This is a genomic window from Roseomonas sp. E05 (assembly GCF_030063475.1).
In the GTDB taxonomy this organism is placed as follows: domain Bacteria; phylum Pseudomonadota; class Alphaproteobacteria; order Acetobacterales; family Acetobacteraceae; genus Pseudoroseomonas.
This window is the reverse complement of sequence record NZ_JASIRT010000002.1, coordinates 237,449-256,475: the sequence shown is the minus strand read 5'-3', so window position 1 is coordinate 256,475 and position 19,027 is coordinate 237,449. Positions and strand designations below refer to the sequence as shown.

General features: G+C 69.9%; 18 protein-coding genes. 7 read left to right on the top strand and 11 right to left on the bottom strand.

The window, feature by feature from the left end:
- Nucleotides 1–37: 37 nt before the first annotated feature.
- The gene (locus QMO56_RS03650; protein ID WP_283523677.1) at nucleotides 38–1,051 is read right to left on the bottom strand and encodes a zinc-binding alcohol dehydrogenase family protein; all 1,014 of its coding nucleotides are present in this window, start codon (nucleotides 1,049–1,051) and stop codon (nucleotides 38–40) included.
- Nucleotides 1,052–1,148: 97 nt separating this feature from the next.
- Between QMO56_RS03650 and QMO56_RS03645 the strand changes: the two genes are divergently transcribed.
- Nucleotides 1,149–1,529, top strand: coding sequence for a helix-turn-helix domain-containing protein (locus QMO56_RS03645; RefSeq protein ID WP_283523676.1), 381 nt, complete (start codon nucleotides 1,149–1,151; stop codon nucleotides 1,527–1,529).
- A gap of 99 nt (nucleotides 1,530–1,628) precedes the next feature.
- On the opposite strand, the gene glnA is transcribed toward QMO56_RS03645, so the two are convergent.
- Together glnA and QMO56_RS03635 are read right to left on the bottom strand one after the other, a co-directional pair.
- Entirely contained in the window at nucleotides 1,629–3,065 is a 1,437-nt protein-coding gene (gene glnA, locus QMO56_RS03640; RefSeq protein WP_283523675.1) for a type I glutamate--ammonia ligase, read from the bottom strand.
- A gap of 166 nt (nucleotides 3,066–3,231) precedes the next feature.
- Entirely contained in the window at nucleotides 3,232–3,570 is a 339-nt protein-coding gene (locus tag QMO56_RS03635) for a P-II family nitrogen regulator (RefSeq protein WP_160935019.1), read from the bottom strand.
- Nucleotides 3,571–3,960: 390 nt separating this feature from the next.
- On the opposite strand from QMO56_RS03635, the gene QMO56_RS03630 reads away from it, so the two are divergent.
- Both QMO56_RS03630 and QMO56_RS03625 read left to right on the top strand, forming a co-directional pair.
- Nucleotides 3,961–5,154, top strand: a complete 1,194-nt coding sequence (locus tag QMO56_RS03630) for an aminotransferase (RefSeq protein ID WP_283523674.1) — start codon at nucleotides 3,961–3,963, stop codon at nucleotides 5,152–5,154.
- Between the two features lie 246 nt (nucleotides 5,155–5,400).
- Nucleotides 5,401–5,670, top strand: a complete 270-nt coding sequence (locus QMO56_RS03625; protein ID WP_283523673.1) for an HU family DNA-binding protein — start codon at nucleotides 5,401–5,403, stop codon at nucleotides 5,668–5,670.
- Nucleotides 5,671–5,716: 46 nt separating this feature from the next.
- Here QMO56_RS03625 and QMO56_RS03620 read toward each other — a convergent pair whose 3' ends face one another.
- The 3 genes from QMO56_RS03620 to QMO56_RS03610 form a co-directional block, all read right to left on the bottom strand.
- Entirely contained in the window at nucleotides 5,717–6,691 is a 975-nt protein-coding gene (locus tag QMO56_RS03620) for a tripartite tricarboxylate transporter substrate binding protein (RefSeq protein ID WP_283523672.1), read from the bottom strand.
- Between the two features lie 74 nt (nucleotides 6,692–6,765).
- Nucleotides 6,766–7,485 carry a ribonuclease activity regulator RraA gene (locus QMO56_RS03615; RefSeq protein ID WP_283523671.1) on the bottom strand — a complete coding sequence of 240 codons (720 nt, stop codon included), beginning with the start codon at nucleotides 7,483–7,485 and terminating at the stop codon, nucleotides 6,766–6,768.
- A 23-nt stretch (nucleotides 7,486–7,508) separates the two neighbouring features.
- Nucleotides 7,509–8,294 (bottom strand): SDR family oxidoreductase, encoded by a 786-nt coding sequence (locus QMO56_RS03610; protein ID WP_283523670.1) that lies wholly within the window; start codon nucleotides 8,292–8,294, stop codon nucleotides 7,509–7,511.
- Nucleotides 8,295–8,392: 98 nt separating this feature from the next.
- Between QMO56_RS03610 and QMO56_RS03605 the strand changes: the two genes are divergently transcribed.
- Nucleotides 8,393–9,259: a LysR family transcriptional regulator gene (locus QMO56_RS03605; RefSeq protein WP_283523669.1), complete on the top strand. Its 867-nt coding sequence runs from the start codon at nucleotides 8,393–8,395 to the stop codon at nucleotides 9,257–9,259.
- A 34-nt stretch (nucleotides 9,260–9,293) separates the two neighbouring features.
- On the opposite strand, the gene QMO56_RS03600 is transcribed toward QMO56_RS03605, so the two are convergent.
- Nucleotides 9,294–12,356, bottom strand: a complete 3,063-nt coding sequence (locus QMO56_RS03600; RefSeq protein ID WP_283523668.1) for an FAD-binding and (Fe-S)-binding domain-containing protein — start codon at nucleotides 12,354–12,356, stop codon at nucleotides 9,294–9,296.
- 109 nt (nucleotides 12,357–12,465) lie between these two features.
- Nucleotides 12,466–13,254, bottom strand: a complete 789-nt coding sequence (locus QMO56_RS03595; RefSeq protein WP_283523667.1) for an enoyl-CoA hydratase/isomerase family protein — start codon at nucleotides 13,252–13,254, stop codon at nucleotides 12,466–12,468.
- 213 nt (nucleotides 13,255–13,467) lie between these two features.
- Here QMO56_RS03595 and QMO56_RS03590 point away from each other — a divergent pair, with 213 nt between their 5' ends.
- From QMO56_RS03590 to QMO56_RS03580, 3 genes are all read left to right on the top strand, one after another.
- Nucleotides 13,468–14,472 carry an ABC transporter substrate-binding protein gene (locus QMO56_RS03590; RefSeq protein WP_283523666.1) on the top strand — a complete coding sequence of 335 codons (1,005 nt, stop codon included), beginning with the start codon at nucleotides 13,468–13,470 and terminating at the stop codon, nucleotides 14,470–14,472.
- On the top strand, nucleotides 14,459–16,174 hold the full coding sequence (locus tag QMO56_RS03585; protein WP_283523665.1) for an iron ABC transporter permease: 1,716 nt from the start codon (nucleotides 14,459–14,461) through the stop codon (nucleotides 16,172–16,174). The genes QMO56_RS03590 and QMO56_RS03585 overlap by 14 nt, the downstream gene beginning before the upstream one ends.
- Before the next feature lie 91 nt (nucleotides 16,175–16,265).
- Nucleotides 16,266–16,664 (top strand): DoxX family protein, encoded by a 399-nt coding sequence (locus tag QMO56_RS03580; RefSeq protein ID WP_283523664.1) that lies wholly within the window; start codon nucleotides 16,266–16,268, stop codon nucleotides 16,662–16,664.
- A gap of 44 nt (nucleotides 16,665–16,708) precedes the next feature.
- Here QMO56_RS03580 and phoB read toward each other — a convergent pair whose 3' ends face one another.
- From phoB to pstB, 3 genes are read right to left on the bottom strand one after another with little or no spacing between them, the layout of a single operon-like run.
- A complete protein-coding gene (gene phoB / locus QMO56_RS03575) occupies nucleotides 16,709–17,425 on the bottom strand; it encodes a phosphate regulon transcriptional regulator PhoB (RefSeq protein ID WP_283523663.1) in 717 nt (238 codons plus the stop codon).
- Nucleotides 17,426–17,448: 23 nt separating this feature from the next.
- Nucleotides 17,449–18,171, bottom strand: coding sequence for a phosphate signaling complex protein PhoU (phoU, locus tag QMO56_RS03570; protein ID WP_283523662.1), 723 nt, complete (start codon nucleotides 18,169–18,171; stop codon nucleotides 17,449–17,451).
- A 13-nt stretch (nucleotides 18,172–18,184) separates the two neighbouring features.
- Nucleotides 18,185–19,021 (bottom strand): phosphate ABC transporter ATP-binding protein PstB, encoded by an 837-nt coding sequence (gene pstB / locus QMO56_RS03565; RefSeq protein ID WP_283523661.1) that lies wholly within the window; start codon nucleotides 19,019–19,021, stop codon nucleotides 18,185–18,187.
- Between the last annotated feature and the right edge of the window lie 6 nt (nucleotides 19,022–19,027).

The following is a 19,027-nucleotide window of genomic DNA, read 5'->3' as shown; positions in this document are numbered from 1 at the left end:
GGAGCGGCCTTCGTGCCGCTCCTGCCCCCGCCGCGCTTCAGAAGCCTTCCAGCACGATCTTGCCTTTGGCCTTGCCGCTTTCCAGCAGCGCATGCGCCTTCCTGAGATTGGCCGCGTTGATCGGCGACATCCGCTCGGTCAGCGTGGTGCGGATACGGCCCGCATCCACCAGCCCGGCGAGCCTGTTCAGCAGCTTGCCCTGCTCCTCCATGTCGGCGGTTTCGAAGATCGGGCGCGTGAACATCAGCTCCCAGTGGATCGAGACCGACTTGCGCTTGAAGCCCACGACATCCAGCGTCTCCGGATCGTCGATCAGGCCGAAGCGGCCCTGCGGCGCGATCAGCGCGGCGATCTCGTCGAGCTGGCGATGCGTTTCATTGGTCGAGAAGACGAAGGCCGGCGCCCCGATCCCCAAGGCCGCCACCTGAGCGGCCAGTGGCGCATGGTGATCCACCACGTGATGCGCGCCCAGCTCCTTCACCCAGCTTCGGGTCTCCGGGCGTGAGGCGGTCGCGATCACCGTCAGGTCGGTCAGCGCGCGAAGCAGCTGGATCGCCAGCGAACCGACGCCGCCGGCACCGCCGATGATCAGGACGGCCTTGGCCGCGCCGGGCACGGGCCGCGCCACGTCCAGGCGGTCGAACAGCATTTCCCAGGCCGTGATCGCGGTCAGCGGCAGCGCCGCCGCCTCCGCCGCCGTGAGCGAGGCCGGCTTGCGGCCGACGATGCGCTCATCGACCAGGTGGAACTCGCTGTTGGTCCCTGGGCGGATCAGCGATCCTGCATAGAAGACCTCGTCCCCGGGGTTGAAGGAGCGCACGCCCTCGCCGGCGGCGACCACCGTCCCGACGGCGTCCCAACCAAGCACCTTCCACTGCCCCGGCTCGGCCGGAACGCTGCGCCGGACCTTGTAGTCGGCCGGGTTGACCGAGATGGCCTGGACCTCGACCAGGAGATCCCGCCCGTGCGGCACCGGCTTGTCGAGCTGGACGTCGACCAGCGCGTCCGCGCGCTCCAGCGGACCGGCGGACTGATAGGCAACGGCTTTCATCGGCTTCGCTCCGTTTGCAATGGCCTCCAACTGTGCCTACCGTCGTGAGGAGCCAATACGCACAAGCACCGCCCATAGTGTTGAAAAGGATACCGTGATGGCCAAGGCCCGGCACCTGCGCCTCGACTGCAATCCCGGCTGCGCGGTGGAAGCGGCGATCAGCCTGATCGACGGCAAGTGGAAATGCGTGGTGCTGTTCCACCTCCTGGGCGGCACCCTGCGCTTCAACGAGATCCGGCGGCAGATCCCCGGCGTCACGCAGCGCATGCTGACAAATCAGCTGCGGGAACTGGAGGAGGATGGGCTGATCGAGCGCCGCGTCTATGCCCAGGTGCCGCCCAAGGTGGAGTACAGCCTCTCCCCCCTGGGGCGCAGCATCGAGCCCATCCTGCTTGCCCTGAAGGACTGGGGCGACGCCAACCTCAGCCGCTTCGGCAAGCCCGCGGCGGCGCGGGAGGCCGCCGACCGGGCCGCCTGAGTCTTCCGGCCCAAGAAAAAACGCCCCGGGGTTTCCCCCGGGGCGCTTCCGTTTGCCCAAACCGCAGCGCGGTTCAGACGGTCCAAACCGCTGCGCGGTTCAGACGGAGTAGTACATCTCGAACTCGACCGGGTGCGGGGTGTGCTCGAACTTGTACACCTCGGACCACTTCAGCTCGATGTAGCTCTCGATCTGGTCCTGGGTGAAGACGTCGCCGGCGAGCAGGAACTCGTGGTCGGCGGCGAGCGACTCCAGCGCCTCGCGCAGCGAGCCGCAGACCGTCGGGATGCCCTTCAGCTCCTCCGGCGGCAGGTCGTAGAGGTCCTTGTCCATCGCCTCGCCCGGATGGATCTTGTTCTTGATGCCATCGAGGCCGGCCATCAGCATGGCGGCGAAGGCCAGGTAGGGGTTGGCGGTCGGGTCGGGGAAGCGGACCTCGACGCGCTTCGCCTTCGGGCTCGTCGCGTAGGGGATGCGGCAGGAGGCCGAGCGGTTGCGGGCGGAATAGGCCAGCAGCACCGGCGCCTCGAAGCCCGGGATCAGGCGCTTGTAGGAGTTGGTGGACGGGTTGGTGAAGGCGTTCAGCGCCTTGGCGTGCTTGATGATGCCGCCGATGTACCACAGCGCCTGGTCGGACAGGTCGGCATAGCCGTTGCCGGCAAAGACCGGCTTGCCCGCCTTCCAGATCGACTGGTGCACGTGCATGCCCGAGCCGTTGTCGCCATAGATCGGCTTCGGCATGAAGGTCGCCGTCTTGCCGTAGCTGTGCGCGACGTTGTGGATGACGTACTTGTAGATCTGCATGTGGTCGGCCTGCTGCACCAGCGGACCGAACTTCGTGCCGAGCTCATGCTGCGACTGCGCCACCTCGTGGTGGTGCTTCTCGCCGGCGACGCCCATCTCGATCATGGTCGAGAGCATCTCGGCGCGCAGGTCGCTCTCGCTGTCGACCGGCGGGACCGGGAAGTAGCCGCCCTTGACCACCGGGCGGTGGCCCATGTTGCCCTCGGGGAAATCCTTCAGGCTGGCACCCGGACCCTCGACGCTGTCGAGCTGGTAGATGCCGTAGTTGCCACCCGTGCCGAACTTCACGTTGTCGAAAATGAAGAACTCGGCCTCGGGGCCGAAGAAGGCGGTGTCACCGATGCCGGTGGAGGCGAGATAGGCCTCGGCCTTCTTCGCGGTCGAGCGCGGGTCGCGGTTGTAGGCCTGACCGGTGGAGGGCTCGATGATGTCGCAGAACAGGATCAGCTGCGGCTTCGCGGCGAACGGGTCCATGCAGGCGGATGCCGCATCCGGCATCAGGATCATGTCGGACTCGTTGATCGCCTTCCAGCCGGCGATCGAGGAGCCGTCGAACATGATGCCGTCCGTGAAGATCTCCTCCTCGATGGTGGAGACGTGCTGGGCGGTGTGTTGCCACTTGCCGCGCGGGTCCGTGAACCGGAAGTCCACGTACTCGACGCTGTTCTCCTTGATCATCTCCATGACCTTGGAGACGGCATTGCTGGACACTGCGGTAGGCTTCTTCGCCATCGTGTGCGGTCCTGTTCCCCTAAGACACTTCAAGAAGTCCGCGGGACCAGGGCCCTCCCCCGTCCCCGCGGCGGCATGGGCAGGGGGTGCCCCGAAGAGCCGCCCCCTGCCGCCGCCTCAGCCGGCCAACCGCCTCCCCAGGCGGGGGCGGCCGGAAAACCTGCGCTTAGACCGCGTCCTCGCCCCGTTCGCCGGTGCGGATGCGGATCACCTCCTGCACGTCGGAGACGAAGATCTTGCCGTCGCCGATCCGCCCGGTGCGCGCCGCGGCCTGGATGGCCTCGATGGCGCGCTCGGCCACGTCGTCGGAGCAGACCACCTCGATCTTCACCTTGGGCAGAAAGTCGACGACGTATTCGGCGCCGCGGTACAGCTCGGTGTGACCCTTCTGGCGGCCGAATCCCTTCGCCTCGAGCACCGTCAGGCCCTGCAGCCCGATCTCGTGCAGCGCGTCCTTCACCTCATCGAGCTTGAAGGGCTTGATGATCGCCTCGATCTTCTTCATCGGCTCCGTTCCGGCCCACCCCCCTTTTCGGCGCTGATCGCCGCCGCGGGGTGCGTGCCGTCCTTTCCTCCTCCCGGGTTGCCGCCCCTTCCTTGACCGTCACGGGCGCCGGGGCGGTTCGAGTTGCTGTGTTGCATGAGGCAGGCCAAGCCGGCAATGGGATGGGAAGGGTTTTTGCGGAAGCTTAGACAGGGCTTCGCCCGCCGATAAGGCAGGCTGCCTGCCGAAGTGGCAGCCATGCGCCAGGAATGGTTGCACGCCAGGGCCGAGGCACCCATTATCCCCGCTTCGCCCGAGGCCGGGGCGCGGGGTTCGACAGCCCCGGAGCGTCGGGCCGCGCCAGCCCCGACCCTCCGCCATGGGGCGCCTTCAGGGATACCGCACCCTTCGATGAAGCCGCAGAACGACCTGCTCTCCGCCACCGGAACCACCGTCTTCACCGTGATGTCGGCCCTGGCCGTGCAGCATGGCGCGATCAATCTCGGCCAGGGCTTCCCCGACTATGATGGGCCGGAGGACGTGGTGCGCGCCGCCGCCGAGGCGCTGCTCGACAACCGCAACCAGTATCCCCCGCTGACCGGCCTGCCCGAGCTGCGCCAGGCGGTGGCGGCCGCGAATCGGCGCTTCTACGGGCTGGAGATCGACCCGAACGCCGAGGTGGTGGTGACCTCCGGCGCCACCGAGGCCCTGACGGCCTGCCTGATGGCGGTGCTGAACCCGGGCGACGAGGTGGTGCTGCTGGAGCCGCTCTACGACACCTACCTGCCGGTGGTGAAGCTGCTCGGTGCGGTGCCGAAGCTGGTGCGCCTCTCGCCGCCCAAATGGGAGCTGCCGCGGGCCGAGCTGGCCGCCGCCTTCGGCCCCAAGACCAAGGCGATCCTGCTCAACTCGCCGATGAACCCGGCCAGCAAGGTGTTCACCGCCGCCGAGCTCGCCTTCATCGCCGAGCTGTGCCAGCGGCACGACACCTACGCCATCTGCGACGAGGTCTATGAGCACCTGACCTTCGACGGCTGGAAGCACATTCCGCTGATGACCCTGCCGGGCATGCGCGAGCGCTGCCTGCGTATCGGCTCGGCGGGCAAGACCTTCAACCTCACGGGCTGGAAGGTCGGCTACATCACCTGCGACCGCAGCCTGGCGCCAAATGTCGCCAAGGCGCACCAGAACCTGACCTTCACCACCGCGCCGAATTTGCAGCGCGCGGTGGCCGTCGGCCTGGCGAAGGATGATCGCTACTTCACCGAACTCGCCGCCGACCTGCAGGCGAAGCGCGACCGGCTTTCGGCCGGGCTGGCGGCACTCGGCTTCGGCGTGCTGACCAGCCAGGGCAGCTACTTCGTTACCGCCGACTTCACGCCGCTCGGATTCGCGGGCGATGACGTGGCCTTCTGCCGCCACATCACCGAGACGGCAAAGGTGACGGCGATTCCGGTCTCCGCCTTCTATGCAGGGGCGGATGCGCCGCACCACTTCGTGCGCTTCGCCTTCTGCAAGCGGATGGAGGTGCTGGACGAGGCGCTGGCGCGGCTCACCGCCTGGAAGGCATCCCGCGACACCGGCAGCCTGGCCGCCGCCAGCTAGAGCAGATCCCGCTCCGATGGCATCATCGGAACGGGTGAAGATGCTCGTCAAAACAAAATGCTCTAGCATGGGCGGGGGCGGCGCCGCCCCCGCACGCCCTCTGCCCGGAGTCTGCCGCGCACCGCCGTTTTGAAGCAGCAGCGGCACGGGAATGCTGGCCAGCGGCTTCGGCACTTGCTAAGCAGCGCCGCCAACGATTCCGGCGGTCAAAAAAAGCCCGCTGCCAGCAACGAGAGTCACACACAGATGTCGAAAGCCTTCCTCTCCCAGGTGATCCAGGATTCCGTCGGCTGCACCGGCGTCGCCGCCAATCGCGCGGCGAGCGACCTGGTCGCGGCGATCATCAAGGAGATGAAGAAGAGCGGCGGCTTCACCCTGCCGAGCTTCGGCACCTTCTCCGTGCGCAAGACCAAGGCGCGCAAGGCGGTGAACCCGCGCACCGGCGAGCCGGTGAAGGTGAAGGCTGGCAAGACCGTGCGCTTCAAGGCCTCGCCGAACCTGAAGAAGGCGGTCTGAACCCGCCTGCCGTGGCCGCATGGAGCGGCCACGGCGTCGCGCGCCCTTACTGGTCGCGCCAGGGCTTGCGGGCCCACATATCCTGCAGCTTGCCGTCCAGGCCAAGCACCGCCTCGCGGTACTGCGCGCCGACCGCGCCCTGCACCGGCAGGCCCGCACGCTTGGCATCCGCCAGGAATTGCGGGTCCGCCAGGGCCGCGGCGAAGGCCGCCGTCAACTTCCGCTGCATCTCCTCCGGCAGGCCCGGCGGCCCGACGATGCCGCGCTGAGCGGTCGCCACCACGGAGACGCCCTGCTCCTTCAGCGTCGGCACCTCGGGCAAGGAGGGATCGCGTTCCGCGCCGCCCTGCGCGAGGCAGCGGAAGCGCCCGTCGCGGAAGCCCGGCAGGCCCTCGCTGACGTTGAAGCAGCCGAGATCGAGATGACCGCCCAGCACGGCGGTCTGCAGCGGCGCCGCGCCGTTGAAGGGCACATGGCTGAAGCGGGCGCCCGGCACTGCCTCCTCCACCAGCAGCATCAGCAGATGGTCGTCCGAGCCGATGCCGGTGGTGCCGAGGCTCAGCATTCCCGGCTCCTTCTTCGCGCGCGCCAGCAGGTCGGCGAGGTCGCGGATGGGGGAGTCCTTGTTCACCCAGAGCCCGCCGGGATCATCCACCACATTCGCGATGTAGGAGAGCTCGTTCACCTTGTAGCGGACCGGCCGCTCGAAGGGGATCGTCATCAGCGCCGGCGAGGAGACCGCACCCAGCGTGTAGCCATCGGGGCGCGCGTTGAAGGCGGCCTCCATGCCGATCTGGCTGCCGGCGCCCGGCCGGTTCTCCACCACGAAGGTGGCTCCGGGCAGATGGCGCTGCACGGCGGGCAGGATCATCCGCGCCATCTGGTCCACCCCGCCGCCCGGCGGATAGGGCACGATCACCATGATCGGCCGGTCACCCGGCCAGGTGGTGGCGGCAAGCGCCGGGCGGGCCAGCAGGGCGCCCGCCCCCAGCAGCCCGAGGCTGCGACGCGTCAGGTTCATCATTCCGGTTCCTTTCCTCCAGGCGCCACGCGGCGCCCGCCCCCTCTCCCGGAGGGCGTGGCGCCAGGGGCCGGTCAGCTCTTCCTGCGGCTCGCCTCGTAGCGCGCCTTGTTCTCGGCATTCGGCGGATAGAGGCCCGGCAGCGCCGCGCCGCCTTCCACCTCGCCCATGATCCAGCTCTCCTGCGCCTCCTGTTCGGCGGCGAGCCCGGTCACCTCGTCCACCAGCGCCTGCGGGATCAGCACGGCGCCGTCGTCATCCACGACCACGACATCGTTCGGGAAGACGGCGACGCCGCCGCAGCCCACCGGCTCCTGCCAGTTGATGAAGGTGAGGCCGGCCACCGAGGGCGGCGCCGCGTTGCCCTGGCACCACACCGGCAGGCCGGTGCCGATGACGCCGGCCCCGTCGCGCACCACGCCATCGGTGATCAGCGCCGCCACCTTCCGCTTCGCCATGCGCGCGCAGAGGATGTCGCCGAAGATGCCGGCATCGGTCACGCCCATCGCGTCGGCGATGGCGATGACGCCCTCGGGCATCGCCTCGATCGCCGAGCGGGTGGAGATCGGGTTGGACCAGGAGGCCGGCGTCGCCAGGTCCTCGCGCGCGGGCACGAAGCGCAGCGTGAAGGCACGGCCGACGAGGCGCGGCTGGCCCGGCTTCAGCGGGCGGGTGCCGCGCATCCACACGTTGCGCAGGCCCTTCTTCAGCAGCACCGTCGTCAGCGTCGCGGTGGAGATGCCGGAAAGGGTCTCGATGATCTTCGGGTCGAGCGGAAGAACGTCCACGGCCATTGTCGGAAGGTCCTGTTGCAGTCTCAGATGCTGGGGATCAGCCCGCCATCCACGCGGATGACCGAGCCGTTCACGTAGGAGGCGCGCGCCGAGGCGAGGAAGGCCACCACGTCGCCATACTCCTCCGGCTTGCCGTAGCGGCCAGCGGGGATGGAGCCGGTGCTCTCGGCGGAGACCTCCTCCACCGCGCGGCCCTCGCGCTTCGCCTTCTGCTCGTCGAGGAACCTGATGCGGTCGGTCGCCACGCGGCCGGGCAGCACGATGTTCACCGTGATGCCGTCCCGCGCCACCTCGCGCGAGAGCGTCTTGGACCAGCCCACCAGCGTCGAGCGCAGCGCGTTGGAGATGCCGAGATTGGGGATCGGCGCCACCACGCCCGAGGAGGTGCTGGTGATGACGCGGCCCCACTTCGCCGCCTTCATGCCCGGCAGCACGCGGTCGGTCAGCGCGATGACGGAGAGCACCATGGCGTTGAAGTGCTTCGCCCAGAGCGCCGGGTCCTGGCCGCTGGCCGGCGTCGGCGGCGGGCCGCCGGTGTTGTTCACCAGCACCTGCACCGGGCCGAGCGTCTCCTCGATCCGCTGCACGTGGCCGTCGATCGCGGCGAGGTCGGCGAGGTCCCATTCGATGGCCATCGCCTCGGCGCCGAGCGCCTTCACCTCGCCCTCGATGCGCTTCAGCCCCTCGGCGCTGATATCGGCCAGCGCCAGCTTCGCGCCCTCGGCCGCCAGCGCCTTGGCGATGGCGCCGCCCAGACCGCCGCCGGCGCCCAGCACCAGCGCCGTCCGGCCCTTGAGGCCCAGATCCATGGCCATTCTCCCAAGTCGGTTCAGCGGCCAGTCTGGACAGGGCGAGGGCAAAGAAAAACCCTTCCTTTCCCGCTTTCGGAAGATAGTTTTCCTTTCCGATGGACACGCGCTTCCTGGAGAGCTTCGTGGCCGTGGTCGAGGAAGGTTCGATCGCCGCCGCGGCCCGCCGCCTGCACCTGACGCCCGCCGCCCTGGCCCAGCGCATCCGCGCGCTGGAGGCCGAGCTGGAGGCGCCGCTGCTGCTGCGCGCCGGCCGCAGCGTCGCTGCCTCCGAGGCGGGCCTCGCCATCCTGGAGCGCGCCCGCATCCTGCTGCGGGAGGTGCGCGACCTGCGCGACAGCGCCGCCGGCGGCGGCCTGGCCGGCGAGCTGCGCCTCGGCGCCATCGCCACCGCCCTGACCGGCCTGCTTCCCGCCATGCTGGCCCGCATGGCCACGCGCTATCCGCAACTGGAGATGCATATTTCCCCCGGCATCTCCACGGAGCTTTACCGCCGCGTGCTGCTGGGCGAGCTGGACGCGGCGCTGATCGTGCAGCCGGAATTCGCCCTGCCGAAAAGCTGCGAATGGCGCCTGCTGCGCGAGGAGCCGCTGGTCGTGCTGGCTCCCGCCGCCCTGCGGCAGACCGACCCGCACGCGCTGCTCAGCAGCGAACCCTTCATCCGCTACGACCGCAACCAGTGGGGCGGCCGCCTCGCCGACCGCTACCTGCGCGAGGCGCGCATCCGCCCGCGCGACCGCTTCGAACTCGATGCGCTGGATGCCATCGCCGTCATGGTGGATCGCGGTCTGGGCGTCTCGCTGGTGCCGGACTGGGCGCCACCCTGGCCGGCGGGGCTGGCGCTTGCGAAGCACAGCCTGCCCCGCCCCTTCCCGCCCCGGCGCCTCGGGTTGCTCTGGACGCGCAATGCGGCCCGCGCGCGGCTGGTGCGGGCATTCCTGGAACAGGGAAGTCTGGGGGAATGAATTCCCCCAGGCCCCCTTCTTTTTCCTTCGAGTTTTACGCCGCCACCTGCTGCGGTGCCGGCTCAACCACAGTGGGCGCTTCGCGCAGGCGCAGCAGCAAGGCCTGAATCGGGTGCTTCAGCGATACGCCCTCGAAGCGCTTCACCTGACTACGGCAGGAATAGCCGGTGACGAGCAGGCGCTCGCCTTCCGCCGCCACATGCTGCTGCCAGCCCAGCTCATAGAGCCGGCGGGAGACCTCCTGGTGCTCCGCCTCGTGCCCATAGGTGCCGGACATGCCACAGCAGCCCGAGGCCAGCACCTTCAGCGGTGCTCCAAGCCGGGCGAAGACCGCCTGCCACTCCTTGACGGAACCGGCGGCATTGGTGCGCTCGGTGCAATGCGGCAGCAGCGCGAAGCCCTCCCCCGCCGGCAGCTGCGGCAACAAAGCGAGGCGCTTCGCAAGGAACTCCTGCGGCAGCAGCACGCGCGGAACGTTGCGCACCATGCCCGGATACTCGCCGCGATAGGTCAGCGTCATCGAGGGGTCGATGCCGATCAGCGCCACGCCGCTCTGCGCCAGTTCGCGAAGCATGTCGGTGTTCGCCTGCGCCTGCCGGCGGAAGGCGCCGAGAAAGCCATGCACGTGCAGCGGCTTGCCGTTCGGGCGGAAGGGCGCCAGCCAGGGCGTGAAGCCCATGCGCTGCAGCGCCTCGGCGAAGTCCAGCACCAGACCCGTCTCGAAATGGGTGGTGAAGGCATCCTGCACGATGACGACATGCCGCTCGCGCTCGCCCTCCGGCACCCCGGCCAATGCCTCCCGTGTGGCGAGCGCGACGCCACGCGCGGCAGCCTCCCGCGGCAGATCGATGCCGCTGAGCAGCGGCGCATCCACCAGACCCACCTTCGCCGTCATCCAGCGCCCCACGGCGCTGCCGAGCAGCGCATTGGCGAGGCCCGGCATCCGCGCGCCGAGCGGCAGCATCCATTCCAGGCTGCCCACCGCATGGTCCTTCGGCGGGCGCAGGTAGCGGCCGTAGTAGAGTTCCAGGAACTTCGCGCGGAAGCTCGGTACGTCCACCTTGATCGGGCACTGGCCGGAGCAGGACTTGCAGGCGAGGCAGCCATCCATGGCGTCCTTCACCTCGTTGGAGAAGTCCACCTCGCCCTTGTTCCGCGCCAGCGTGTTGCGCAGGCGGGACCAGAAGCCGCCCGCACCGGTGCCGGCGCGCAGCCGCTCGGCCTCGGCGGCCGGGTCCACGCCCGCGTCCGAGAGCTGCCGCAGCCATTCGCGGAACAGGCTGGCGCGGCCCTTCGGCGAGTGGCGCCGGTCGCCCATCGCCTTGAAGGAGGGGCACATCGCGTCCAGCGGGTCCCAGTTGAAGCAGGCGCCGTTGCCGTTGCAGTGCAGCGCCTCGTCATAGGCGGCGCGCACCGGCTGCGGAATGGTGCGGTCGAGCTGGCCGCGCATCGGCACCTTGTCGATGGCCAGCAGCGCCTCGCCATCCGGCGCCGCGATCTTGCCGGGGTTGAGCTGGTTGCGCGGGTCGAAGGCCGCCTTCAGGGCCTGCAGGCTGGGATAGAGCGGACCGAAGACCTCCGGCACGTATTCCGAGCGCACGCCCTTGCCATGCTCGCCCCAGAGCAGGCCGCCATACTTGCGGGTCAGGGCGAAGACCTCGTCGGAAACCTCGCGGATCATCCGCTCGGCGCCCTCGGCCTTCATGTCGATGGCCGGGCGCACATGCAGCACGCCGGCATCCACATGGCCGAACATGCCGTATTCCAGGCCGCGCCGGTCCAGCGCCGCGCGGAACTCGGCGATATAGTCCGCCAGGTTCTCCGGCGGCACGGCGGTGTCCTCGACGAAGGGGATCGGCCGCTTCTCGCCCTGCATGTTGCCGAGCAGCCCGACGCCGCGCTTGCGCATGCCCTGGATGCGCTCGCCCGCCGCGTCCCAGGCGACGGTGTAGCCGCGCCGGCCGGCGGCGCGGCCTTCGGCCTTCAGCAGGTCCTCCACCGGGTCGAGCCTGGCGCGCACCTCCGCCTCGGTGTCGCCGACGAACTCGATCAGGTTGATGCCGGCGGCCGCACCTTCCGGATCGTCGGGGAAGAACTCCTTGATGCCCTCCCAGACGATGTCGTCACGCGCCAGGCCGAGCACCTTGCTATCCACCGTCTCCACCGATGCGGCGCCGAGCGCCATCAGCGTGCGGGCGTCACGCAGGGCGGCGTCGAAGCTGTCGTAGCGCAGGTTGATCAGCGCGCTGCGCTTCGGGATGGGCAGCACGCGGATCTTCGCCTCGGCGATCATCGCCAGCGTGCCCTCGGAGCCGCAGAGCACCGCGTTCAGGTTGAATCGCCCCTGGTCGTCGCGCAGATGGGCGAGGTCGTAGCCGGTCAGGCAGCGGTTCAGCGGCGGGAAGCGGTCGGCGATGAGCTGCGCCTGCTCGCGCGCGATGCCGTCGGCGACGCGGTGGATGGCGCCCACCATGTCCTGCCGGCGGGCGACGGTGGTCAGCGCCGCCTCGTCCAGCGGCGCGGAATCCCACACCGTGCCGTCCAGCAGCACGACCTTCAGCGCCAGCACGTGGTCGCGCGTCTTGCCGTAGAGGCAGGAGCCCTGGCCGCAGGCATCGGTGCTGATCATGCCGCCGAGCGTCGCCCGGTTGCTGGTGGAGCATTCGGGGGCGAAGAACAGGCCGAGCGGCTTCAGCGCCGCGTTCAGCGCGTCCTTCACCAGGCCGGGCTCGACCCGCACCCAGCCCTCCTCCTGGTTGATCTCCAGGATGCGGTTCATGTGGCGGGAGACATCCACCACGATGCCGTCGGTCAGCGATTGGCCGTTGGTGCCGGTGCCGCCGCCGCGCGGGGCGAAATGCACGCCGGCGAAGCGGGGATCGGCCGAGACCTTCGCGATCCGCACCAGATCCTCCGCATCGCGCGGGAAGACCACGGCCTGCGGCTGGCGCTGATAGATGGAGTTGTCCGTCGCCATGACGGTGCGGTCGTCGAAGCGGGCGGAGATTTCGCCGGCGAAGCCGCGCAGCCGCAGCTCGTCCAGGAAGGCCAGGGCGGGCGCGGCCGGAGCGGGCAAGGCGGCAAGGCGGGGGATCATCGGGGAGACGGCCTTCTCTGGGGAAGCCGGCCAGGGCGGCCGGCCTCCGGTAGCTGAATGCTTCAGATGGACATGGGGCGCCCGGGGGAGAACCCTCCCCCGCCGCGGGTCATTCGCCTTTCCAGACCGGGGTGCGCTTGTTCAGGAAGGCGTCCATGCCTTCGCGGAAGTCCTGGCTCATGTAGCACATCAGCACCAGGTCGCGGCCCTCCTCGGAGCTGATCTGCGGCCGCAGCCGGGCGATCGCCTCCTTGGTGGCGCGCAGCGTCAGCGGGGCATTGTTGGCGATGGTGCGGGCCAGCTCCAGGGCGCGCGCCTGCAGGTCGCCGCCCTCCGGCACCACCTCGTGCAGCAGGCCCATCGACTTCGCCTCCTCCGCGTCATAGAGGCGGGCGGTGAAGATCATCTCCTTGACGCGGGAGGGGCCGACCAGCGCCACCAGCCGCGAGAAGGCCCCCATGGAGAGAATGTTGCCGAGCGTCCGGGCGATCGGGAAGCCGAATCGGGCATTCGCCGCGCCGACCCGGATGTCGCAGGAGGCTGCGATGGCCCCGCCGCCGCCGGTGCAGGCCCCGTTGATGGCGGCGATGATCGGCTTCGGGCAGGACTCCAGCTTGGTGACGATGCGGCCGATCCGCTCCTCGTACTGGATCGCGTCCTCGGGCGTCTTGAAGGCGCGGAACTGGTTGATGTCGGTGCCGGCGGCGAAGGCCTTGTCGCCCGCGCCGGTCAGGATGATGGCGCGGACCGACTTGTCCTCCGCGACCTCCTCGCAGAAGGCGCCCAGCCGCTCGTACATGGCGAAGGTGAAGGCGTTGCGCGCCTGGGGCCGGTTGAAGGTGACGCGGGCAATCCCGCCCTCCAGCGTCTCGAAGAGGATGTCGTCGGCGTCGCTCATGATCGGGCTTCCCTCGGTTCCGTTCCCTCGGGCGCACCGGCTGCCGCCTTGGGCAGGCGAGGCCGCGCCCTCACCTTCGCTCTTACGAGCCGCCCCCGCGGCTGTAAACGGGGCGCTCCGGAGGGCCCTTCATCGAAACTTCATCAGTCCCCCCTGCCCGAACCACGCCGGGACGGCTAGGTGGAACGCCGCCTTCCCGGGTAAGGACACGACATGATGCGGCGTTCGAGCTTTCTGCTGCTGGGCCTCTCGGTCCTGGCGACCCCCTTCCTGCCCCTGGCCGCCACCACGGCCCAGGCGGAGCCTTCCGGCTCGCTGGTGCTCTACACCAGCCAGCTTGAGCCGGATGCCGCGCGCACCGTGGAGCTGTTCCAGAAGCGCTATCCGCAGGTGAAGGTCGAGTGGGTCCGCGGCGGCACCAACCAGATCATGCCGCGCCTGCGGGCCGAGATCGCCGCTGGCGCACCGAAGGCCGACGTGCTGCTGCTGGCCGACAGCCTGACCTTCGAGGGGCTGAAGCAGGAGGGCCTGCTGCGGCCGAGCCCGGAGGTGCAGACGGGCAACACGCCCGCCGCCGTGCATGACGCCGGCCGCACCTATTTCGGCACCAAGCTGCTGACCACCGGCATCGTGATGAACACCCGCGCCCCCTTCACCCCGAAGAGCTGGGCCGACCTGCTTCGCCCCGAGGCACGGAACATGACCGCCATGCCTTCGCCCAGCGTCTCCGGCGCGGCGGCGATCCATGTCCAGGCGGTGGCGCAGGCGCCCGGGCTCGGCTGGGACTACTGGGAGAAGCTGGCCAAGGCCGGGCTGCAGCCGCGCGGCGGCAATGGCGCGGTGATGCAGGCGGTGGCCGGCGGCGAGCGCGCCTTCGGCATGGTGGTGGACTACATGCCGATCCGCGAGGCGGCGAAGGGCGCCCCGGTGCGTTTCATCTTCCCGGAGGAGGGCGTCAGCGCCATTACCGAACCGGCGGCGATCCTGAAGTCCAGCAAGAACCCGGAGGCGGCGGCCGCCTTCATCTCCTTCCTGCTCTCCAAGGAGGGTCAGGAACTGGCCTCCAGCCAGGGCTTCCTGCCGGCGGATCCCAATGTGGCGCCGCCGGAGGGCTTCCCCGACCCCAAGACCATCAAGCTGCTGCCCTTCGACGCTCATCAGGCGGTGGAGAACCGGGAGCAGGATCTGCGCCGCTTCAACCAGATTGTCGGTCAGTAACCCTCCGGCGGCGCCCTCGCGGGCGACGTCGAAACCCCTGCGGCTGCGCGGCGCCGCCCTGCGCCAGCGCTGGCGGCTGCCTGTCTTCCCGACCTTGGCACTGGTCTGGCTGAGCCTGGTCGGCTTGGCGCCGGCGCTGCGCCTGCTGGCCGAGGCCGTCGGCCCGGCCCTGCCCCGGCTGTTCGAAGACGCGGGCGTCTGGCGCGCCGCCGGGCGCAGCCTCCTGGTGGCGGGCGGTGCGGCAGTGCTGGCCACCCTGCTGGGCACCGCCCAGGCCGGGCTGCTGCTGCTGCGCGACCTCCCATGGCGGCGCGGGCTGATCTTCCTCTGCATCCTGCCGCTGCTGGTGCCGGCGCAGATCCTGGCGCTGGCCTTCATCCAGATGGGCGGCCCCTCCTCGCCGCTGCTGCTGGCGCTCGGCCTCGCCCCGCCGCTGGGCACCACCAACCCGTTCTACGGCGCGGGCGGCATGATGCTGCTGCTCGGCATCCAGGGCGCGCCGCTGGTGCTGCTGGCGATCGCCGCGCTGGTGCGCCGGGTGCCGGGCGAATTGCTGCCCGCCGCCCGCGGCATGGGCGCCAGCCCCGGCGTGGCGCTGCGGCGAGTGGTCTGGCCGCTGCTGCTGCCGGGCGTGCTGGCAGGGGCGGGCCTCGCCTTCGTGGCGGCGCTGGGCAATTTCGGCATCGCCGCGCTGCTTGGCATTCCCGGCCGCTATACCCTGCTGACGGTGCTGATCTGGCAGCGGCTCTCCGCCACCGGACCGGCGGCGCTGTCGCAGGTGGCGGTGCTGTCGCTGCTGCTGGCGCTGCTCGCCCTGCCCGGCCTGCTGACGCAGTTCGTGGCGGCGCGGCGCTCCGGCTGGGCAGCGGGCCGGCCCTTCGAGCCGATCGCCGCCAGCCCCCTCGCCCGTGCCGCCCTGGTTCCGCTCGGTCTCTATCTGGCGCTGGTGCTGGCGCTGCCCCTCGCCGCGCTGACGGTCTCGGCGCTGGTGCCGGCGATGGGCGTGCCGGTCTCGCCGGCCACCATCACGCTGCGGCACTTCGCCGCCACCCTGGCCCCTGGCGCGCATACCTTCGCGGCGCTCGGCAACTCTCTTCTCCTGTCGGGCGTCGCGGCCCTGCTGCTCGCCCTCGCGGCGCTGCCCGTCGCGCTGGCCCTGCGCCACCGCCCCGTGCGCTGGGCGACGATGGGGGCCGACCTTCCCTATGCCCTGCCCGGCGCCTGCACCGCCGTCTCCGTCATCCTGCTGGTGCTCGGGCTGCCGGGCGGCGGCGCCGTCTATGGCACGCTGGGCCTGATCCTCTTCGCCTACCTGGCCCGCTTCCAGGCCCTCGCCCTGCGGCCGGTGGCCGCCGCGGCGGCGCGGCTGGACCCGGCGCTGGAACACGCCGCGCGCGGCATGGGAGCGGGGCCGATGCTGCGCCTGGTGGTGATCCACCTGCCGCCCCTCGCCCCTGCGCTGGCGGCAGGCGCGATCCTCGTCATGCTGCTGGCGGTGAACGAGGTGACGGTCAGCAGCCTGCTGCGCGGCCCCGGCACGGTGACGCTCGGCGTGCTGGTGTTCAACCTGCAGGACGGCGGCCAGAGCCCGCAGGCGGCGGCGGTCTCCTGCCTCTCTCTGCTGCTGGTGGCGGGGCTGATGGCGGCGGCCACGCTGCTCGGGCGGCGCCTGCCGGCCGGCACTCTGCCCTGGCGCCCCTGACGGGGGGGGGGAGCCTATTTTGCCCCTTGCCGCCCGAGGCCATCTGCCGGCCTGAGAGCGGGACCATGTTTCAACCCGAAGGAGAACAACCTTGGCGACATCCTCCGCCTTGCAGCGCCTGGCGCCCTATGCACTGGCCGCGCTGCGCATCATGGCCGCGCTGCTGTTCATCGAGCACGGCACCCAAAAGCTGCTGGGCTTTCCGGCGCCGCCCGCGAGCGGCAGCCTGCCCGCCGCCTTCACGCTCTCCTGGGTGGCGGGGGTTCTCGAACTCTTCGGCGGACTGCTACTGGTGCTGGGCCTGTTCACGCGGCCGGCCGCCTTCGTGCTCGCGGGGCAGATGGCGGTGGCCTATTTCATGGCGCACGCGCCGCGCAGCTTCTTCCCCGTCCTGAATGGCGGCGACGCGGCCATCCTGTTCTGCTTCATCTTCCTGTATCTGGTGTTCGCCGGCCCGGGCGCCCTGAGCCTGGACGGGCGCCGGCGCTGAGCCGCCGCCGGGCGGGGTTCCTCACCCCGCCCGGACCTCTCCCGTCAGCGATCTTCCAGATCGAGGGCGTAGCCGGCGCTGCGGACGGTGCGGATGATGTCCACCTCGCCCTCCCCGTTCACCGCCTTGCGCAGCCGGCGGATATGCACGTCCACCGTGCGCGGCTCGACATGGATGTCGCGGCCCCAGACGGCGTCCAGCAGCTGCTCGCGCGAGAAGACACGGCCCGGGTGCTGCAGGAAGAACTCCAGCAGCCGGTACTCGGTGGGGCCGAGATGCAGCGCGCGGCCACCGCGCGAGACGCGATGTGCATCCTGGTCCATCGTCACGTCATGCCAGCTCAGCGTGCCCTTGGCCGCGATGCTGCCGGAGCGGCGCAGCAGCGCGCGGATGCGCGCCAGCAGCGCCTCCATGACGAAGGGCTTGGCGATGTAGTCATCGGCGCCGGTGTCGAGCGCCCGCACCGCGTCCTGGTCCTCGGTGCGGGCGGTGACCATGATGATGGGCATGCTGCGGGTATCCGGGCGGCGGCGGAGCTGGCGGCACACCTCAAGCCCGGAGAGCGCCGGCAGCATCCAGTCCAGCAGCACGAGGTCGGGCGGCGCCTCGGCCACGCGCATCAGCGCCTCCTGGCCATCGGCGGCCTCGTCCACCTGGAAGCCCTGCTTCTCCAGGTTGTAGCGCAGCAGCGTCAGCAGCGGTGCCTCGTCCTCCACCACCAGGATGGTCGGGCGGGAGAGGCCGGTATTCGGTTCAGCCATCGGGGCGGCCCTTCTTCGTCCGCTCAGACCGGCGGCCGGACAACGGTATAGGCGGAGGAATCCGACTTCGGCCGGTCCTCCGGCAGGTTCCGCCCGAGCAGCGCGTAGTGCACGGTCTCGGCGATGTTGGTCGCGTGGTCGCCGATGCGCTCCAGGTTCTTCGCGATGAACAGCAGATGGGTGGCCGCCGTGATGTTGCGCGGGTCCTCCATCATGTGTGTCAGCATCTCGCGGAAGATGCCGTTGTAGATGTCGTCCACCGGTGCGTCGGCGCCCCAGACGCGTTCAGCCACCGCCGGGTCTTCCTTGACCAGCGCGTCCATCGCGTCCTTCAGGTTCTCCTGCACCAGCTTGGCCATCCACTGGAAGCCGTTCAGGCTGCCGAGTTGCGGCTGCTGCGCGATGACGATGGCGCGCTTCGCCGCGTTGCGGGCGTAGTCGCCAATGCGCTCGATGTCGGTCGAGATCTTCATCGCCGCGACGATCAGCCGCAGGTCGGCCGCCATCGGCTGGCGCAGCGCCAGCAGGCGGACACAGAAGTTCTCGATCTCGCTTTCCAGCGCATCGATCTCGCCATCGCGGCCGATCACCTCGCTGGCCAGTTCGACGTCGCGGCGGATGAGCGCGGTGACGGCATCGGCCACCTGGCGCTCGGCGAGGCCACCCATGCGAGCCACCAGCTCGCGCAGGCGCTTCAGCTGCTCTTCATAGGATCGCACGATGTGCTCGCTTTGCGGGTTTTCCATGGCCTTCCCCCGGTCAGCCGAACCGGCCGGTGATGTATTCCTGCGTCTGCTTCCGCTTGGGCGCGGTGAACATCTGCTCCGCCGGCGCGATCTCGATCAGCTCGCCGAGATAGAAGAAGGCCACCTGGTCGGCGCAGCGCGCCGCCTGCTGCATGTTGTGCGTGACGATGGCGATGGTGAAGTCACGTTTCAGCTCGTCGATCAACTCCTCGATCTTCAGCGTGGAGAGCGGATCGAGCGCCGAGGTCGGCTCGTCGAGCAGGATCACCTCCGGCCGCACGGCGATGGTGCGGGCGATGCAGAGCCGCTGCTGCTGCCCGCCCGAGAGGCCCATGGCGTTGGTGTTCAGCCGGTCCTTCACCTCGCCCCAGATGGCGGCGCGGGTGAGCGCCCATTCCACCCGCTCGTCCATCTGCGCGCGGGAGAGCCGCTCGTGCAGCCGGATGCCGAAGGCGATGTTCTCGTAGATCGTCATCGGGAAGGGCGTCGGCTTCTGGAACACCATGCCGATGCGGGAGCGCAGCGCGTTCATGTCCACATCGGCGTCGAGGATGTTCTTGCCGTCCAGCAGCACCTGCCCGGTGGCCCGCTGGCCCGGATAGAGGCTGTACATGCGGTTGAGCACCCGCAGCAGGGTGGACTTGCCGCAGCCGGAGGGGCCGATCATGCCTGTCACCTGCCGGTCCGGCAGGTCGAGGCTGATGTTCTTCAGCGCCTTGTGGGCCCCATAGTAGAAGTCCAGCTCGCGCACCGAAAGCCGCGCCTCGTTGAGCGCCGCCCCGGAGCGGGCCCGCAGCCCGCCGAGGCCCGCGGCATCCGCGGGGGTGGTCTGGGTCACGGAATCGCCCATGGTGTC

Bases quoted from the DNA above. Each gene is read 5' to 3' on its own strand.
- QMO56_RS03650 (WP_283523677.1), bottom strand. From the start codon at position 1,051: ATGAAAGCCGTTGCCTATCAGTCCGCCGGTCCGCTGGAGCGCGCGGAC.
- QMO56_RS03645 (WP_283523676.1), top strand. From the start codon at position 1,149: ATGGCCAAGGCCCGGCACCTGCGCCTCGACTGCAATCCCGGCTGCGCG.
- glnA (WP_283523675.1), bottom strand. From the start codon at position 3,065: ATGGCGAAGAAGCCTACCGCAGTGTCCAGCAATGCCGTCTCCAAGGTC.
- QMO56_RS03635 (WP_160935019.1), bottom strand. From the start codon at position 3,570: ATGAAGAAGATCGAGGCGATCATCAAGCCCTTCAAGCTCGATGAGGTG.
- QMO56_RS03630 (WP_283523674.1), top strand. From the start codon at position 3,961: ATGAAGCCGCAGAACGACCTGCTCTCCGCCACCGGAACCACCGTCTTC.
- QMO56_RS03625 (WP_283523673.1), top strand. From the start codon at position 5,401: ATGTCGAAAGCCTTCCTCTCCCAGGTGATCCAGGATTCCGTCGGCTGC.
- QMO56_RS03620 (WP_283523672.1), bottom strand. From the start codon at position 6,691: ATGAACCTGACGCGTCGCAGCCTCGGGCTGCTGGGGGCGGGCGCCCTG.
- QMO56_RS03615 (WP_283523671.1), bottom strand. From the start codon at position 7,485: ATGGCCGTGGACGTTCTTCCGCTCGACCCGAAGATCATCGAGACCCTT.
- QMO56_RS03610 (WP_283523670.1), bottom strand. From the start codon at position 8,294: ATGGATCTGGGCCTCAAGGGCCGGACGGCGCTGGTGCTGGGCGCCGGC.
- QMO56_RS03605 (WP_283523669.1), top strand. From the start codon at position 8,393: ATGGACACGCGCTTCCTGGAGAGCTTCGTGGCCGTGGTCGAGGAAGGT.
- QMO56_RS03600 (WP_283523668.1), bottom strand. From the start codon at position 12,356: ATGATCCCCCGCCTTGCCGCCTTGCCCGCTCCGGCCGCGCCCGCCCTG.
- QMO56_RS03595 (WP_283523667.1), bottom strand. From the start codon at position 13,254: ATGAGCGACGCCGACGACATCCTCTTCGAGACGCTGGAGGGCGGGATT.
- QMO56_RS03590 (WP_283523666.1), top strand. From the start codon at position 13,468: ATGATGCGGCGTTCGAGCTTTCTGCTGCTGGGCCTCTCGGTCCTGGCG.
- phoB (WP_283523663.1), bottom strand. From the start codon at position 17,425: ATGGCTGAACCGAATACCGGCCTCTCCCGCCCGACCATCCTGGTGGTG.
- phoU (WP_283523662.1), bottom strand. From the start codon at position 18,171: ATGGAAAACCCGCAAAGCGAGCACATCGTGCGATCCTATGAAGAGCAG.
- pstB (WP_283523661.1), bottom strand. From the start codon at position 19,021: ATGGGCGATTCCGTGACCCAGACCACCCCCGCGGATGCCGCGGGCCTC.